Below are 18,692 nucleotides of genomic sequence, written 5' to 3' on the forward strand. Positions count from 1 at the left end.
TGCAGCCGAGCCGTACGCAAGAAGAAGGAGTGGTTCCGGCCGATGAAGGTCAGGGACGCGGTCGGAGGTCGGTTCTGGCTCCGGTCTGAGGCGGCACTCACAGGACGGATGGCTGTCGGGCACGGCGGCAACCGACGGGCATGCATTCGGCGTTCCGGATTTCGTCCGCTCGCGTGTCTGCGTATGGGCGGCCTGCCGGATCGATGGAGGCAGGGCGCGACAGGATGTGTCGAACGGTACGCAGCACGGTGCGAACAGGGTTTACGGTTTCCCCGAAAGGGGTATGATTTTTTAGTGCGCCATCAGGAAGGCGCCTTTGGCATCGGGGGGATGCTGTGCAGGGGGAACAAGAACCAGGGACGGTGGCGGACGTAGAGTCCGCCGTCGCAGGAGACGATGCGCTGGCCTGTTTCGTGGCGCTGCTGGGCTATTTGGGCAAGCCCGCCGATCCGGATCAACTTCGTTATTTGTTGGGCAAGGGCGGCGCTGCTCCCGAGCCCCAGGACTTGCTGCGCCTGGCCAAGAAGCTGGACGTCAAGGCGCGCCTGGTCGACGCTGCGCCCGCGAAGCTCGATCGCCATCCGCTGCCCGCGATCGCCTTGCTGTCCAGCGGCCGCTACACGCTGCTGCTGAAAGCCGACGACCGGCAGGTGCTGGTTTTCGACCCCTCGCACGAACGCCCGGTCGCGATGGCGCGCGAGGAATTCGCCGAAGGCTACGCCGGCAAGCTGATTTTGATGACCACCCGCGAGCGCGTGGCCGGCGCCGCGCGCGCTTTCGACATCAGCTGGTTCATTCCGGCCCTGGTCAAATACCGGCGCCTGCTGCGCGACGTGCTGCTGGCTTCGTTCTTCCTGCAGATATTGGCGCTGATCACGCCGCTGTTCTTCCAGGTGGTGATCGACAAGGTGCTGGTGCACAAGGGCATCACCACGCTCGAAGTGCTGGCCATCGGCCTGCTCGTCGTTTCGCTGTTCGACGTGATGATGGGCGGCTTGCGCACCTACCTGTTCTCGCACACCACCAGCCGCGTCGACGCCGAACTCGGCTCGAAACTGTTCTCGCACTTGACCCATCTGCCGCTGGCCTATTTCCAGGCGCGCCGGGTCGGCGATTCGGTGGCGCGCGTGCGCGAACTGGAAACCATCCGCGAATTCCTCACCTCGTCCGCGCAGACGGTGGTGCTGGACCTGTTCTTCGCGATCGTGTTCCTCGCCGTGATGTGGCTCTACAGCCCGGCGCTGCTGCTGGTGGTGCTGATCACGTTGCCGTTGTACGCGATCGTGGTGGCGGTGGTCGGACCGATGCTGCGGCGCCGGTTGGACGAGAAGTTCATCCGCGGCGCCGAGAACCAATCGTTCCTGGTGGAAGCCGTCACCGGCGTGGAAACGCTGAAGGCGATGGCGGTCGAACCGCAGATGCAGAACCGCTGGGAGCGGCAGCTGGCGGGCTATATCCAGTCCAGCTTCAAGGCGCGGATGATCGCCAATTGGGGCTCGCAGGCGATCCAGCTGATCCATAAACTCGCCACTGTCGCGCTGCTGTTCTTCGGCGCGCGCTTGGTCATCGGCGGCAAGCTCACCGTCGGCGAATTGGTCGCGTTCAACATGCTGGCGGGGCAGGTGGCCGGTCCGGTGCTGCGTTTGGCGCAATTGGCGCAAGATTTCCAGCAAGCGCGGATCGCGGTGGACCGGCTGGGCGACATCCTCAATTCGCCCGCCGAACCGACGGTGTCGCCATCGCGCGCCAGCTTGCCCGACATGGAAGGCAGGATCAGCCTGGAGCGGATCGGCTTCCGTTACCGGCCCGACGGCCCCGAGATTCTCAGCGACGTCAGCCTGGAGGTGACTCCGGGCGAGATCATCGGCGTGGTCGGGCCTTCCGGTTCGGGCAAATCCACGCTGACCAAACTGATCCAGCGCTTGCACACGCCCGAGCGCGGACGCGTGCTGGTGGACGGCGTCGATCTGTCGATGGTCGATCCGTCCTGGCTGCGCCGCCAGGTCGGCGTGGTGTTGCAGGAAAGCCTGCTGTTCAACCGCAGCGTGCGCGAAAACATCGCTTTGGCCGATCCGGCGATGCCGATGCCGAAAGTGATCGAAGCGGCGAAGCTGGCCGGCGCGCACGACTTCATCCTGGAATTGCCGGAAGCCTACGACACGCCGATCGACGAGCGCGGCGGCAACCTGTCCGGCGGGCAGCGCCAGCGCATCGCAATCGCGCGGGCGCTGGCGACCGATCCGCGCATCCTCATCTTCGACGAGGCGACCTCGGCGCTGGACGCGGAGAGCGAGGAGATCGTGCAGACGAACCTGCGCCAGATGGCCGCGGGCCGCACGGTGATCATCATCGCGCACCGGCTTTCGGCGGTGCGCTTGGCGAACCGGATCGTCACCTTGGAGCGCGGCCGCATCGTCGAAGCCGGCACGCACGAGGAGCTGCTGCGCAGCGGCGGGCGCTATGCGTCGCTCTACACCAAGCAAATGGGATTGCCGGCGCCCGCGCCGGCGATGGGAAAGTTGTCCTGACACCGGCATAAGGCGCGCAAGGATGTGGGAAGGCGTTAAACGGCATTGGGGAGTGCTGCGCGAAAGTTTGCGGCTGGATCGCGAACAGGCGGGCAGCCGCGCGGCCACGGCGGAAACCGAGTTTCTGCCGGCGGCTTTGGAAATACTGGAGACGCCGCCCAATCCGGCCGGCCGCGCCGTGCTGTGGGCGCTGATCGCGTTCCTGGCGCTTGCGTTGATTTGGGCGTGCCTGGGCAAGATCGACATGGTCGCTTCGGCCAGCGGCAAGGTCACGCCGCGCGGCAGCGTGAAGACCATCCAGCCTTCGGACTACGGCGTGGTGCGCGCGATCCACGTCGTGGAAGGACAAGGCGTAGTCGCCGGACAGCCTTTGATCGAACTGGATCCCACGGTCAGCAAGGCCGAGGTCGAACAGGCGCGCCAGGCGCTGATCACCGCCGAGATCGACGTAGCCCGAACCCGCGCCCTGGTCGACTACGCCTCCGGCAAGGGCAATACCTTCCGCGCGCCGCCGGAGGCGCCGGCGCCGATCGCCGAAATACAAGCGGCTTTGGTGCAAGCCAAGATCCGCGAATACGAAACCTCGCGCGCGGGTTTGCGCCAGGAGCTCGCCCAGCGCCACGGCGACGCAGGCATGGTCGCAGCCGAAGTGGCCAAGCTCGAAGAGCAGTTGCCCTTGGTCACCGACCAGCACGCCAAGCTCGAATCCCTGAGCAAGAACGACTACGTGCCCAAGCTGCAGGTGTCGGAAGTGAAGGAGCGCCTGGTGGGCATGCGCCAGGATCTGGCGATCCGGCGCGAAGAAAGCGCCAAATCGCGCGCCGGCGAGCGCGCCGTGGTCGAACAATTGGGCAAGACCGAAAGCGAATTCGCGCGCGAAGCGCTGGATGCGCTGACCGAAGCCGAAGCGGCCCGCGCCCTGCGCAGCGAGGAACTGAAGAAGGCGAACGAAAAGGCCGGTCGCACGGTGCTGTCCGCGCCGGTGGCCGGCGTCGTGCAGCAGTTGCAGGTGCACACGATCGGCGGCGTGGTCAAACCCGCCGATCCGCTGATGGTGGTGGTGCCCAACGACGGCGAGCTGATCGTCGATGCGATGGTGCCCAACAAGGACGCCGGCTTCATCCATGCCGGCCAGCCGGTCGAAGTGAAGCTCGAAGCGTATCCGTTCACCCGCTACGGCGTGGTCAACGGCGTGGTTGAACATATCGGCCGCGACGCCGTGCAGACCGAGAAGGAAGGGCTGCTTTATCCGGCGCGCGTGCGCCTGCAGCAAGCGTGGATCGAGATCGGCGGCAAGCGTACGCCGCTCGCGCCGGGTTTGGCCGCGACCGCGGAGATCAAGACCGGCGATCGCCGCATCATCGAATACCTGCTGTCGCCGTTGGCCCGGCGCGTACAGGAAGCGGGGCGGGAGCGGTGAGGCGGTCGCCGATCGCGTCGATCGCATTCGCGATCGCGTTGGCTTCATTCGCGTGCAATGCGGCGGAAGACCCCCTCTGTCCTATCGTGGCCGCGCATCTGCTGCCCGAAAAATTGAGCCGCGGTGCCGCCGCCGGCGAACAGGAGGAAGACGCCGAGGGCGGCCGTTACGTCGCCCATTGGGTCAAATACACCGATTTTTGCTTCGACTGCGGACAGAGCCGATACGTGCTCGGTTCCGGATTCGCGCTGTACGACGACGCGGGCAAGCTGAGCCTGGGGCAAAGCGACCTTTTCGTGTCAGAACACGAGTACTTCGTCGAAGGCGCGTGGAAAGAATCGCGCCGCTTCAGCAATCTCGCCAGGTCCGCGCCGATGCAGGCCGACCCGAAGCTGAAAGCGTTGTCGACGGCGCTTTTTTATTTGGAATACGGGAAGGCGGCCGACGATTTCTTCCGTTCGACGCGGGGCGGCCAGGACATCGTCCGGCACCTTCCGCGCTACGGGATACGCGGCTCGGACATCCGTTATTGGTACGCCTGCCAGTCGTGCAGGAAAGAGGTGCCGGCTTTCACCCATTCGTTGTCGCAGGACCTTCGCTATGCGCGTTTGGCCGCGTTCGAACGGGGAATGGCGGTGGTCACGACCAGGCCGCGCGTCGTGATCGCGATGTTGGAAAAGCAGGGAATCAGTTATCACGAGTGCCCACGCAGCTACGGGCTGGACATTGAACGCGTTTCGACATTTAAGGAATAGAAAATGCCGCGCACCATAAGCAACAATCAGCACACGGGGTTGGGAACGGATGCCGCGGCCTACGATCGCGCGCTGGCCATATTGCGCGAACGCTACGTGTCGACCCGTGCGATGACCGGCGCCCAATTCGACGCGGTGATGGCCCGAGTGGACAACGATGCCTCGCTGACGGACTACGACCGGCTGATGTTCGCCATGCTGGGCCACGAACAAGCGGGATTGTTCGTCAACCTGAACTATGTCGGCCACGTAGACATCGACGGCGAAGGCTACGCGGCGATAGGCTTCGGCTACGATCTCTACCAGAACCGCACCACGCTCATCGCAGACTTGACGGCGGCGGGCATCGTCGACGCCGACGATACTGCGATCCTGGCGATCCTGCGCCAGCTGCAGAACAACGAAATCACCGGTCCGACGGCCGCGACCAGGCTGAATGCCGCCGGCTTCACCATCACTTACGACGAAGCGGTCCGGCTCTATAGCGCGATCCTGCCGCGCTACGAGCAGCGTTTGGCGCCTTTCGCCGGCGCCAACATCCCCGATTCGATCGAAAAGGCGATGCTCGTGGATGCCCAGTATCAGGGCGTTTTCGGCACCCGCCAGCTCAACATCTACACCCGCAGGAACGCCGCAGCGTCGGCCTTCCGCGCGGGCGACTACGAAGAAGCTTTCGTGATTTTGGGCTTCACCGACAACGGCGGCGGCAGCGGCCGCCCTTTCCGCGACAACCGCGCGCTGACCCGTGCGCTGATATTCGGCAGCCACACCCAAGACGGCAGCGCGATTACCCCCGCCGAAGCTTTCAAGATCGCCGACGCTCTGCTCAAGTACAAAGCCGACATCGACGACAAGCGCAACGTCCTGCGAAGTGAGAACATGCTTTCTCGTTTGGCCGACATGGACCGCGAGCTGACGGCGCTCATCAACGATGTGAACGTCAGTCTGCACCGCGAAGGCGTGCACCTGGTCGGCAACGCGAACGAATCGCTGAGCGCGATCGCCGCCGCCCAGAACGTCAATCCCGCCTATCTGCAGGAACTGTACGGCAACGCGACCGACGCCGCGGCGTTCACCCGCGTGCTGCTGCCGATTTCCGATCCGCGCGATCTGTTGGCCGACGGCGAAACCCAGTTGGCCACCAACGCCTCCGGTTACGTGGCGGGCATGTTCAACGGCAAGGCGATGCTGTTCCAGACCGCTGCGGTCAGTCCCGGGCAGATGCGGCTGGTCGATCCGACCGGATTGACCGTCGGCACGGTGGCAATTTCGCCCGAGAACAACATATGGATCGGCAGCGGCGCCCAAGCAGGCCAAGTGCTCGTCGATCTGAATCACCAGCTGACGGTGTCCTATCGGGTGATCCCGGACGACACCCAGAACTTCGCGCGCCGCGTGGAAGTGGTGGTGGAGCAGGGGGGCGAGGTCAAAACTTACACCGGCGAGGCTCAATTCAAGATCCATGCGGACCGCACGCTGGAGATCACCGAAACCTCGAAAGGCGTATCCAACACCATCAGTTCCGACGCTCTGCTCGCTTGGGGCGAGACATTGACGTTCAACCCTTCCCGCGGCATGGCTTCGATCGGGGACGTATCCGGCAGCATGAGCGTCGAGGAGCTCATGGCCCGTCTGATCGACCCTGACGGCAAGGTGGTGCAGCGGCACATCTACAACGCCGACGGCAGCCGCATCGACGAAGCCAGCTATTTCCTCAACGACGGGCACGAAGGCACGGCCGGCGACTACGTCACTTCGCGCGTCTTCTGGGCGCCGGGTAGCGGCGCAGCCAATCCGGCCTGGGTGGAGATCAAACGGACCGGCTCCGGCTCGGTGGTCACCGCTACGTACCGGAGCACGCCGGGCCAGCCGTTCGACATGCTGTTGACGGAGCCGGAGATCAATATCGAGTATCCGAACGCGATCATCACCGGCGAACAGATCGGTTCGATGTTCGGCTCCATCCTCGGCAACCAGATCGGCGGCGACAACATCGCCGCTCGCGTCGGCGCCAGCGCTCTGCTCAGCACGATCGTCGGCAACATCGGCGAAATCATCGACAACTTCTGGCGCGATCCGGAAGGCGTGGCGCCCGGGCAGGATCTGACCGCCTCGCAAAAATTCAACGAAGCGGTGCAGGATCTGCCCGCCGAACTCAAGGCGAACCTGATTTCCGCCGGTGCAGGCGCGATCTCTTCGATATTGACCGCGGAGATCTTCGACGCGTTGAATTTGGAAGGCGAGCTCGCGGTCGTCGGCCAAAACGTGGCCAACGCCTATCTTTCGAAGATCATCACCAACATCGCCACCAACGGCATCGAGCACGCGTTCGACGGGTTGTCGAACATCAACCCGCTCACCATCATCGCCTCGTACCTAGGCACCAAGCTCGCCTCGCAGGTGATCGATCTGGAGACGGTCAGCGGCCAGATCGGCGCGCAACTCGGCACCGCCATCGGCGCCGCCGCGGGCGCCAAGATCGGCGCGACCTACGGCTGGGCCGGCGGACCCATCGGCGCGCTGGTCGGCGCCTTCCTCGGCTACGTGCTGGGCGGATTGCTGGGCGAATCTTTCGGCAGCAAGCCGAAATCCGGCGCCGAAGTGGTGTGGGATGCGCAGCGGCAGACGTTCTCGGTCGGCAACATCTGGTCCAGGCACCATGGTTCGAAGACGGGTGCGGCTCAGATCGCGGCCAGCGCGGCGGGCGTCCTGAATTCGATCGTCGCCGCTTCCGGATCGCAGGTGGTGAACGGCTACGTGGCCGGCTTCGGCGGCTACGGCACCTACGGCAAGGATTACGTCTACCGGAATTCGGGCAACATCACCTTCAAGACCCGCGATGCAGCGGCGTTGATCAACTACGGCTCGTATTTCTCCGTAAGAAGCCTGCTCAACCAGCTGGCGGGCGGAGAAACCTACGTCAAGCGCGCGATCGCCGCGGCGCTGGACCAGGCCGACGGCCAATTCGACGGGATCATGTCCAACGGCGCGCATTTCTCGACCGAAGCTCTGTTCGGCGACATCGCCATCGCGCAGGACTACGCGAGGTACCTGAGGACGAAAGACCAAGTCGATCAATTGATCGCCGCGCAGCCGGAATCGGCTTTTACTGCGGGATGGGTGCTGACCTTTGCGCGCGTCGAGGAGCTCGGCCTGAACAAGCGCGGTTCGGCCGACTGGATCGGCGGCTGGGCGGTCTTCTTGGACGAAGCCGTGGACGGTGCGATCAACGGCGTGGCCGCCACGCCCGCCAATCTCATCGCCTACATCAACTACGAAGAACGCGAGCGCGTGTTCCTGTTCGTCGACGGCCAGGGCAAGGTGATCGGCGATGTCGCCGACACCGTCCTCGGCGCCGACAAGGAGCTGGTGTTGGGTACGGCGGGCGCCGACAGCATCGTCGTGCAGAAGGATACGATCGCCAACGCATCGGGATTGACGATCGACGGCCATGCCGCCACGGGGTCGCACAAGATCAGGATCGCCGCATTGGTCGATGCGGGGGCGGGCGACGACTTCGTGCGCGCCGGAGACTTGGGCAACGACGTGCTCGGCGGCGACGGCAACGACACCTTGGTGGGCGGCGCGCTGGACGATTGGTTGTTCGGCCAGGCCGGCGACGACGTTCTTTTCTCCGGCAACGTCGCGGCCCCCGCGTTCGCCGCGAGCGACCGCGCCGCGGAAGGCGCGGCGGCATCGGTCGCAGGAGGCAGCGGCAACTACCTCGACGGCGGCGACGGCAACGACAGGCTTTACGGCGGTACGGGCTCGGATTGGCTGCGCGGCGGCGACGGCAACGATCGGCTCGTCGGCGGCGCGGGCGGCGACATCCTCGAAGCGGGCGCGGGCAACGACTCCGGCGCCGGCGGCGAAGCGGCCATCCTCGGCGGCGCGGGTTCGGACCAATACCTGTTCGGTTTCGGCGACGGCCAGGACGCGGTCTTCGACGAATCGGATCCGGCGGGCACCGCCGGCATTTCCCGCGACTCGATCTTCTGGCGCGTGCAGCAGATCGACAACGGTTCGCTGGCGCGCAATTGGGCCGGCGGCGGCGAATACGAAGTCGACGGCTCTGTCAAAGGCGGCGAGGACGCGATCGTCTTCGGCACCGGCATCACGATGCAGAACCTGCAGATGCGCAGATCGGGCAACGATCTGGTCATCTCGCTGATGTTCATCGACCAGAACGGCAACGGAATTCCCAGCGGCGACAGCTTGACGGTCAAGGACTGGTTCGAAAGCACCCGCCGCATCGAATGGCTGCGCTTCGCCGACGGCGAGGAAATCCGGCTGGGCGATATGACGTCCTTCGTCATCGGCACCGGCGAGTCCGACGTGATCCTGGGCAGTTACGGCGCCGATTTCCTCTACGGCGGCGCTGGCGACGATCAGATCCGCGGCCTGGCCGGCAACGACTTCGGCATCGGCGGCGGCGGCAACGATTTCGTGGCCGGCGACGGCGACAACGACTGGGTGCTCGGCGGCTCGGGCAACGATCAAGTCATCGGCGGCGCGGGTCACGACACCGCGTTCGGCGACGACGGCGACGATCGCGTCTACGGCGGCACCGGCTCCGACATCGTCGTCGGCGGCCGCGGCAACGACGAAATCGTCGGCGGCGCCGGCGACGACGTATTCCGCTATTCGCGCGGCGACGGCCAGGACACGGTCATGGACGATTACGTCGCCAACTGGGACCAGGTCTGGCAGAACGGCAGCTACGTCAACGGTTACGTCCTGCAGTCGAACGGCACCGTCGCCAAGAACGGAGTGGTGTATTTCGACGGCTCCAAGTGGCTCGGCCAGTACGATTGGGACGACGAGAACCAAATCCTCAAACGCCACGCCGGCGCGGTGGGCGGCGCGATCGCTTCGAACTCCGGCATCGATACGCTCGAGTTCGGCGTCGGCATCGGCATCCAGGACTTGATGCTGAAGAAGGCGGGCGACGATCTGCAGATCGCCGTGTCCGAAAACGGCAGCGCGTTCGGCTTCGACCAGACCGCCGATAGGATCACCATCAAGAACTGGTATTCGCTCGGCGCTCCGATCGAGAACTTCGTGTTCGCGGCCACGGGCCGGCACGCCGTGAGCGCCATGAATCTCGACGGCGGCGGCGACGGCGACGACACGATCGCGGGCACCGCAGGCCAGGATTGGATCACCGGCAACGGTGGCAACGACACCATCAGCGGCGGCGACGACGTCGACATCCTCGCGGGCAATGCCGGATTCGACACGTTGAACGGCGGCGCCGGCATCGACATCCTGTTCGGAGGAACGGGCAACGACACGCTCGACGGCGGCGCCGGCGCCGACATCCTGTTCGGCGGGGAAGGCGACGACGTCGCTTCCTACGCTTCCAGCGCTATCGGCGTCAGGGCCTATCTGAGCGCTTCGGCGAGAAGCGCGAATACCGGCGATGCCACGAACGACGCGTACGACAGCATCGAAGGCCTGCAAGGCAGCGCCGGCGACGATCGCTTGGGCGGCGACGACGGCGACAACCAGCTCGACGGCGGCGCCGGTATGGACGCCTTGTACGGCGGCGGCGGCAGCGACACCTACCTGTTCGGACGCGGCAGCGGCTACGACTCGATCAGCGAGGGTTTCTACGGACTGGACGGGAGCGGCGCAGAAGCCGTGCTGGGAGGCGACGCCGACGGCATCGACACGCTGCTCATGGACGAAGGCCTCAGCCTGTCAGACCTGAGGCTGCAAAAAATCGGCAACGATCTGCAAGTGGCTGTGCTGAACGCTTCCGGATCGGCAGCGGTCGGCAGTGCGCAAATCGTCGGCCATTATTTGAACGGCCGCAGCGTCGAGCTGCTGCAATTGAGCGATGGCCTGAGCGTCGAGCTCGCGCATCTCAAGTTCGCAGGCGAAGCGGCCACGGACGCCGACGATTTCCTGGTCGGCGGTTCGGGTGCCGTTGCCGACACGTTGAACGGCTTGGCTGGCGACGACGTGCTGTCCGGCGGCTATGGCGACGACAGCCTCAGCGGCGGCGACGGCGACGACACGCTGGAAGGCGGCGCCGGAGCGGATGTGCTCGATGGCGGCAGCGACAGCCTGAGCCTGGCCGCGCCGATCCAGGCGGGCAAGGCCTACGGCGATACCATCCGTTACGCCGGCTCGAATGCGTCGGTGACCATCGATTTGGCCGCGGGCACCGCATCGGGCGGCCACGCGGCGGGCGACGTCATCGTCATCCCCACCGGCGGCGTCAGCACCATCGAAAACGTGACCGGTTCCGACGGTTTCGGCGACATCCTGTTCGGCGATGCGCGCGCCAACCGCCTCTTGGGCCTGGGCGGCGACGATGTGCTCGACGGCCGCGCCGGCGACGACGTGCTGTCGGGCGGTGCGGGCGAGGACACGCTGTTCGGCGGCGACGGCGCCGACGCCATGGCGGGCGATACCGATGCCGATCTTCTCGACGGCGGCGCAGGCAAGGATCTGCTGAGCGGCGGCGACGGCGACGACCGATTGTACGGCCAGGACGACGACGATCGCCTGACCGGCGATGGCGGCAACGATCTCTTGTACGGCGGCGCCGGCAAGGACGAACTCGGCGGCTGGGACGGCGACGACAATCTGTACGGCGAAGACGGCGACGACAAGCTCGCCGGCGGCGCCGGCAACGATGTCCTGGAGGGCGGCGGCGGCGCGGACCAGCTGGCCGGCGAAGCGGGCAGCGACGTTTTGCGCGGCGGCGCGGGCGGCGACACTTATTTCTTCGACGCCGCCTCGGGCATCGATACGATCGTCGACGCCGGAAACGCTTCGGACAAGAACAAGATCTACATCGCGGGCGCGGGTCCGGACCGCATCTGGCTCGCCCGCGCAGGCGACGATCTGCGCGTATCGGTGATTGGCGGCAATACCGTGGTCGTGCTCAGCGGCTTCTTCAAGGCCGACCAGAGCGGCACGCGCATCCACGAGGTTGCCACTTCGGCCGGCTCGCTGTTCCTGAGCTACGCGAATCCGCTGATCCAGGCGATGGCGCAGGCTTCGGCGAACCTGCCGTCGTCGATGCCCGAATCGGTACGCAAATTGTTGGCCGGGTATTGGCACGGTGGCGGCAAAGCGGTTCCCGTCGTCGTCAACCAAACGCTCGCCACCAACGAGGACACGCCGCTTTCCGGGCAGGTCTCGGCGACGGATCAGGACGGCAACATCGTCGGCTACACCCTGACCGGCAACGCCGCGCTGGGAACCGTCGTCTTGAACGAGCAGACGGGCGCCTGGACCTATACGCCGGGCGCGAACCGTCACGGCACCGACAAGTTCGTGATCACGGTCACCGACGCCGACGGCAACAAGACGCATCAAACCGTCGATGTGACCGTGCTGTCGGTGAACGATGCGCCCAGCGACATTTTCGCGCCCGCGCAATTGGCGATCGACGAAGGTTCCGCGCAAGGCGTGTCGCTCGGGGCATTCGTCGGCCAGGACGTCGACGGGCCGCTGGACATCGCCGGTTATCAATTGGTGGACGACGCCGGAGGCCGCTTCGCGATCGGCGCCGACGGCAAGTTGACCGTGCTTAACGGCGCGGCCTTGGATTACGAAGCGCAGACCAGCCACACGATCACGGTGCGCGTCACGGACCAGGCGGGCGCCTACTTCGACAAGCAATTCACCGTGACGGTGCGCAACGTCAACGAAGCGCCGTATGTGGTGACGCCGCCGGCGACCACGGTGCCCGCGGTGGTTTCCGAGAACGCGACGGGCGGCACCGTGGCGACGTTCGTGATCGGCGACCCCGACAACACCACGCCCAGCCTGCAGCTGGTCGACAACCCGAACGGTTGGTTGGAAACCGTGGGCAACACGGTGCGGGTGAAGTCCGGCGTACAGATCGATTTCGAGGCTCTGGCCGCGGCGGGCGCTACGCTCGAGGACACCGACGGCGACGGCCTCAAGGAAATCCGCCTGAACGCATCGGTGCGCGCCACCGACGGCGCGCTGGATTCCGGCGCGGCGACGCCGTTCGTCCTCCTGATCGAAGACGCGAACGAAGCGCCTACCGGCATCGCGTTCGTACCCAGCGTCGGCGCGATCGTCGAGCGCGACCGTCCTGCGCAAGGCAGTGAATCGCCGGCGATCCTGCTGGGCACTTTGTCCGCCACCGATCCGGACATTTACGCAGGCACCGATTTCTCGAACCTGGTGTTCAGCGTGGCCGATGCCCGCTTCGAGATCGTGAACGGCAATCAGCTTCGCCTGAGGGCCGGCGCGGCGTTCGATTTCGAAGCCGGCGCCAGCGTCAGCGTCGCGATCCAGGTCACCGATCGCGGCGGCCTGGGCCTCGGCTACAGTCAGAATTTCGTCTTCGGCATCGCTGATGCCGACGATTATCTGTACGGCACCGCGAACGCGGATGCGCTGACCGGACAAGCCAACCGCGACTTGATCTACGGCTACGGCGGCTTCGACACCCTCGCGGGCGGCGAGGGCAACGACGATCTGTACGGCGGCGACGGCGCCGACGTGCTCATGGGCGACGGCGGCGACGACCGCTTGTGGGGCGAATTGGGCGACGATCAGCTCCAAGGCGGCAACGGCGTCGACGAATTGCACGGGGGCGACGGCGTCGATCTCCTGATGGGCATGAACGGCAACGATCTTCTCTTCGGCGAAGGCGGCGACGACGATCTGGACGGCGGCCAGAACAACGACACGCTGGACGGCGGCGCGGGCAACGATTATCTGTACGGCAATGCCGGCGACGATGTGCTGCGCGGTGGCGACGGCGACGACGTGCTGGTCGGCGGCACCGGCGCGGACCGCATGAATGGCGGCGCAGGCTCGGATACGTTGAGCTACGCCTCGTCTTCGTCCGGCATCGTGCTCAATCTGACCACTGGGGTGCACGGCGGTTATGCGGCGGGCGATGTCATCGAGGACCACTTCGAACGCGTGATCGGTTCGAACCTGGCCGACACCATCACCGGCACCGCCGGCAACGACCTCATCGAAGGCGGCAACGGCAACGACACCTTGTACGGTGGGGCCGGCGACGACGAACTGATCGGCGGCGCGGGCAACGACTACATCGACGCCCAGTCCGGCAACGACAGGCTCATCGGCGGTGCGGGCAACGACATCCTGGTCGGCGGCGAAGACAGCGACGTCTACGTCATCGACATCAATTCGGGCGCCGACGAGATCCGCAACTACGATTCCAGCGGCGGCGATATCGACGCGATCGGCTACCAGGACATCGACCGCACGCGCCTCTGGTTCACCCGCAGCGGCGACGATCTGGTGATTTCGGTGATCGGCTCCGGCGTGCAGACCACGATCAAGAACTGGTACGTGGTGGCGGACGGAACGGACCGGGCCAACTACAAGATCGATTTCATCATCGCCGGCCAGCACTATTCCGACACGATCGATGCCGAGGGCCTGGTGGGCCTGATGGCCGGTTACGCGAAACCGGCCACGCAGGCCGAATACGACGCGCTGCACCAGAACTTGGCGTTCGAGAACCGATGGAAGAATTATTGGGACGCCAACGGCGCGCCGACGATTTCGGCGATCGGCGACCAGGCCTTGGCCGAGGACGGCACGATCGTCCTGCAATTCCGCGTCCAGGACGACATCACGCCGTACGCGGGCATGTCGGTGCAGGCCAGCATCGACGGCATCGCCATCGACGCTCCGCTGATCGGGGCGCCGGACGCCGACGGTTACCGCACGCTGACGCTGCATGGCGCACCGAATCGCAGCGGCCAGGTCGTCGTCACTTTGACCGCCACCGATCCGGGCGGGTTGGTCAGCCAGCGGAGCTTCACGGTCGACGTCGCGCCGCAGGCGGACGCGCCGGTGGTGACCCGCGCGCTGGCGCAGGGCAACGGTTTCGGCAGCGGTTCCATCGCGTTGGACATCCAGGCCGCGCTTGTCGACCAGGACGGTTCGGAAACCTTGGAAATCCGCATTTCCAACATTCCCGACGGCGTTTCGCTCAACAAGGGAACGAACCTGGGCGGCGGCATCTGGTCGCTGACGCCAGCGGATCTCGCCGGATTGGCGCTGCTGGGCCCGGTTTCCTGGAATCAGGACTTGGCCTTGACCGTCACCGCGATCTCCCGCGAAACCGCGACCGGCCAGACCGCGCAGACCACGCGCGCCTTGAGCGTCGCGATGAACGTCGCGCCGAACGACATCGCCCCCGATCGCGCCTTGGCCGTCAACGAATCGACGGCGGCGGGCTCGGTGCCCGCGGGCACGCTGGTGGCGAATTTCTCCGGCACCGATGCGGATGAGGATGCGCTCACCTTCGGCTTGGTCGATAACGCGGGCGGCCGTTTCGCCATCTCCACTTCCGGTGTGCTGACCGTCGCCAACGGCGCCTTGCTCGACCGCGAAACGGCGGGTTCGCACGTGATCCGGATCAAGGTGACCGACCCGTCCGGCTTGAGCTACGAGGAAGAGTTCACCGTCGCGGTGAACAACGTCAACGAAGCGCCGACCACGCCCGATGCGTCCGTACTGATTTCGATCGGCGCCGAGAACTCCGCGCTCGCCGGCCAGACGGTCGCGAACCTGAGCGCGACCGATCCGGACGGCACGGCGCCGAGCTACGTGATCACAAGCGATCCGCGCGGTTGGTTCACCATCGTCGGCAACCAGCTCAAGTTCAAGACCGGTTTGAGCTTCGATTTCGAAGCTTTGAAGGCCGCGGGCTTGACCGTCAGCGACATCGACGGCGACGGCCGGCAGGAAGTGGTCTACACCGCCGACGTCAAGGCGACCGACGGCGGCCTGCAGTCTTCCGGAACCCGGTCGATCACCGTTCGTATCGAAGACGCGAACGACGCGCCGAACGACATCAATGCGGACCGTACGCTCACGGTGGCGGAGAATGTCGGCAACGGCACGTTCGTGGGCAATTTCGCCGGCGTCGACCAGGACGCGGGCGACGGTTTGCAGTTCGCTCTGCTCAACGACGCCGGCGGACGGTTCACGCTCACTTCGGCCGGCCGTTTGACGGTCGCCAATGGCGGGCTGCTGGACTACGAAGCGAACACCGCGCACACCATCACCGTGCGCGTCACCGACAGCGCCGGCGCTTATTGGGACAAGAACTTCACGGTCAACGTCAGCAACGTCAACGAAGCGCCGACCACGCCCGTGGTCACCGCTTGGGGGACGCGCGCGGTGCAGGAGGGCACGTCCGGCGATCTGCACGTGGCCACCTTGGCTTCCACGGATCCGGACAATACGGCGCCGAGCTTGGTCGAAGCCTCCGATCCCTGGGATTGGTTCTACATGTCCGGCAATCAGCTGCGCTTGCGTGCCGGGCTCAATCTCGATTTCGACAGCCTGGTCCAGCAGGGTACCGATTGGTGGCGGAGCATTACCGATGCGGACGCCGACGGCCAATACGAGTTCAACTACGCCATGGCGGTGACCGCCACCGACGGCGCCCTCGGCTCACCCGAACACGCCTGGATCTGGTTCAGCGTCGAAGACGTCAACGAAGCGCCTTATTCGTGGGATCAGGGCTTCACGGTGTCCGAAAGCGCGCCGGGAGCGGGGCAGACGCTGGTGGGCCAGTTCGCGTTCGGCGACAACGATACGCAGGGCTACAACCGCAACCACGTGTTCTCGCTCACCGGCGGCGATACTTCGCGGTTCTCCATCAACCAGGCTACGGGCCAGATCTATCTGCAGGGCAGCCTGAACTACGAAGCGGCCACCAGCCACGCCGTGCAGGTGACGGTGCGCGACCGCGGCGGCACCGGCGCGGCGACCTCCGCGTGGGTGACCATCAATGTCGCGAACGTGAACGAACGGCCCAACATCCAGTTCGTGAACGACAATCCTTATCCCCACGACTACGTGTCGGGCGCGGATCCGGAAGGCTCGGCGGTCTCCTTCCAGGTGACCAGCGCCGTGCAGGTGGTCCACACCTTCCGCAGGTGGTACGACACTTACAACGGGGGCACCGAGGAAACCGAATGGGATTCGCGCACCAACGTCGCCACGACCGGATTCCTGCAGGCGCAGTACAGCGGCCTGAGCAAGGTGGTGCCGCGCGGCGGCTATCGGGAATGGACCGAGGGTAATTGGGACGACCCCCGCGGCAGCGGCGCTGGATATTTCATCGAATATCAGGAGGAAACCTATTACGAGATCACGATAGTCTCGGTGGACGCTACCGGGCTCACCAGCGACCCGATCAAGCTGATCGTTCGTAAATACACGTCGGAACTGGGCCCGGTAGTACTGGATCTGGACGGCAACGGCGTAGACCTGGTCGGCGTGCTGGACAGCTCCGCCGCCGTGGACATGAATTCGGACGGCAAGAAGGACCTCACCGGCTGGGTCGGACCGAACGACGGTCTGCTCACGCTGGACCGCAATGGCAACGGCAGGATCGACAACGGTTCCGAGATCTCGTTCATGGGCGATGTCGCGGGCGCCAAGAGCGATTTGGAAGGCCTGAGCGCCTACGACACCAACCGGAACGGCAGCCTCGACAGCGGCGACCAGCGCTACGCCGAATTCAAAGTGTGGCGCGACAGCAACCAGGACGGCATCAGCACCGCCGAAGAACTCTGGTCGCTGGCCGATTTGAGCATCGCCTCGATCGACCTGGCCGGACAGAAAACCGGGTCGAATCCGCAAGGCGCGTTCGACAACACCGTGTACGCCACTTCCAGCTTCCGTCGCATCGACGGTTCGGTCGGCGGCGTGGGCGACGTGTTCCTGACCTATCTGGATTCGAAGAGCGGGGCGACCCTGGTGCAGGGAGGCTCGTCGAATGTCGATGCCGGGCATGGGCCCACTCCGGATGTGCGGGGCGGACGCGTGATCAAAGGCCACGAATTCGACGACGGCTACGCATGGGTCGGGCGCGGTTCTTCGGGCCGGCAGCCCCAGGTGCCCGGCGATCGCGGCTTGGGCGATGCGAGCTCCGGCAAGGTGCGTCGCGATGCGCAACGGTCGCTGAGCCCGGCGCAAATCCTGGCGATGGCGATGCAAGACAGCGCAGGACACGCGCCGCGGACCGTCGATCGCGGCGCGCAACCGCTGTCCTATGCGCCCAGCGAAGCGGAGCCGCAAGCGCAGCCGTCGGAGGAACGCGCGCCGCGCCGCGAAGCGCCGCATGCCGAAGCGGCGGAGGCCTACCGGCCGCGCACGGACAGCGCGCGTTCGGCCCTGCACGACCAATTGGCGCTGAACGAGAAGAAGCGTTTCCAGATGGTGGAGGCGATCTCCGCTTTCTCCGCCCAGCCTTACGCCGAATTCGGCCTGGGCACGGGCAAGGACCCCAAGGCGGTCGAGTTGTTGACCTCGCTTCCGGACTTTAGGATTACCGCATGACCGATCGAACCGAAAACCAAGCCGCGCCGGCGCCCGCCGGCGCTCCCAAGACCGTCGCCGAGGCCTTGGGCCAAGTCGTGTGGCTGCTCACGCAATCGCGCTTGCATCGCGAATTGAAGCTGAAGGACTTGGAACGGTCCTTCATGCCGGCCATCCTCAACGAGCAATTCCGCGTCTTCCGCTTCGGCCCGCTGCCGAAGATCGAAGGCGCGGAACCGGCGAATTTCCCGTTGGCGGGTTTCACCCAGGAAAGCCTCGAACAGTTGCCCTTGGGCGTCGCGATCTGGGCCCACCTTTCCGAAGAGGCGGAAGCCAAACTGGAGAACGGCGAGCCTCTCGATGGCGCGGATTGGCGCTCGGGCGACCGCTTATGGCTGGTCGAATTCGTCACCCCGTTCGCTGCGCCCGACAATAAATTGGCCGAAGCGATGATGCTCGACTTGATGGGCGGGCCGTTCCGCGGCAAGACCTTCCATTTGCACCGCACCGATCCGCAAACCGGCCGTCGCGACAAGATCAAGATGAACGGCCTTCCGGCCGAAACGCCCGCTAGCTGAGCGGCTGCGTGTTTTTTGCTCTAGTGGGAGCGGCTTCGGCCGCGAGCTTTTTTCCTCATAGGATTTCGATCTGAAGGGAGGAGCCCGCGGT

Annotated in this window: 5 protein-coding genes; all 5 read left to right on the forward strand. The window is 65.4% G+C overall.

Going from position 1 to position 18,692, the window contains the following annotated elements; all coding sequences use genetic code 11:
* Positions 1–362: 362 nt before the first annotated feature.
* The 5 genes from FCE95_RS01175 (at position 363) to FCE95_RS01195 (ending at position 18,601) form a co-directional block, all read left to right on the forward strand.
* Positions 363–2,528, forward strand: coding sequence for a type I secretion system permease/ATPase (locus FCE95_RS01175; RefSeq protein ID WP_137265173.1), 2,166 nt, complete (start codon positions 363–365; stop codon positions 2,526–2,528).
* 22 nt (positions 2,529–2,550) lie between these two features.
* Positions 2,551–3,948, forward strand: a complete 1,398-nt coding sequence (locus FCE95_RS01180; RefSeq protein ID WP_137265174.1) for an HlyD family type I secretion periplasmic adaptor subunit — start codon at positions 2,551–2,553, stop codon at positions 3,946–3,948.
* An 86-nt stretch (positions 3,949–4,034) separates the two neighbouring features.
* Positions 4,035–4,703, forward strand: coding sequence for a hypothetical protein (locus FCE95_RS01185; RefSeq protein WP_137265175.1), 669 nt, complete (start codon positions 4,035–4,037; stop codon positions 4,701–4,703).
* Between the two features lie 3 nt (positions 4,704–4,706).
* Positions 4,707–18,044, forward strand: a complete 13,338-nt coding sequence (locus FCE95_RS01190; RefSeq protein WP_137265176.1) for a cadherin domain-containing protein — start codon at positions 4,707–4,709, stop codon at positions 18,042–18,044.
* A complete protein-coding gene (locus FCE95_RS01195) occupies positions 18,041–18,601 on the forward strand; it encodes a toxin-activating lysine-acyltransferase (RefSeq protein ID WP_137265177.1) in 561 nt (186 codons plus the stop codon). The genes FCE95_RS01190 and FCE95_RS01195 overlap by 4 nt, the downstream gene beginning before the upstream one ends.
* The last annotated feature ends 91 nt before the right edge of the window (positions 18,602–18,692 follow it).

This window comes from Luteimonas gilva, assembly GCF_005239095.1.
In the GTDB taxonomy this organism is placed as follows: Bacteria; Pseudomonadota; Gammaproteobacteria; order Xanthomonadales; family Xanthomonadaceae; genus Luteimonas_C; species Luteimonas_C gilva.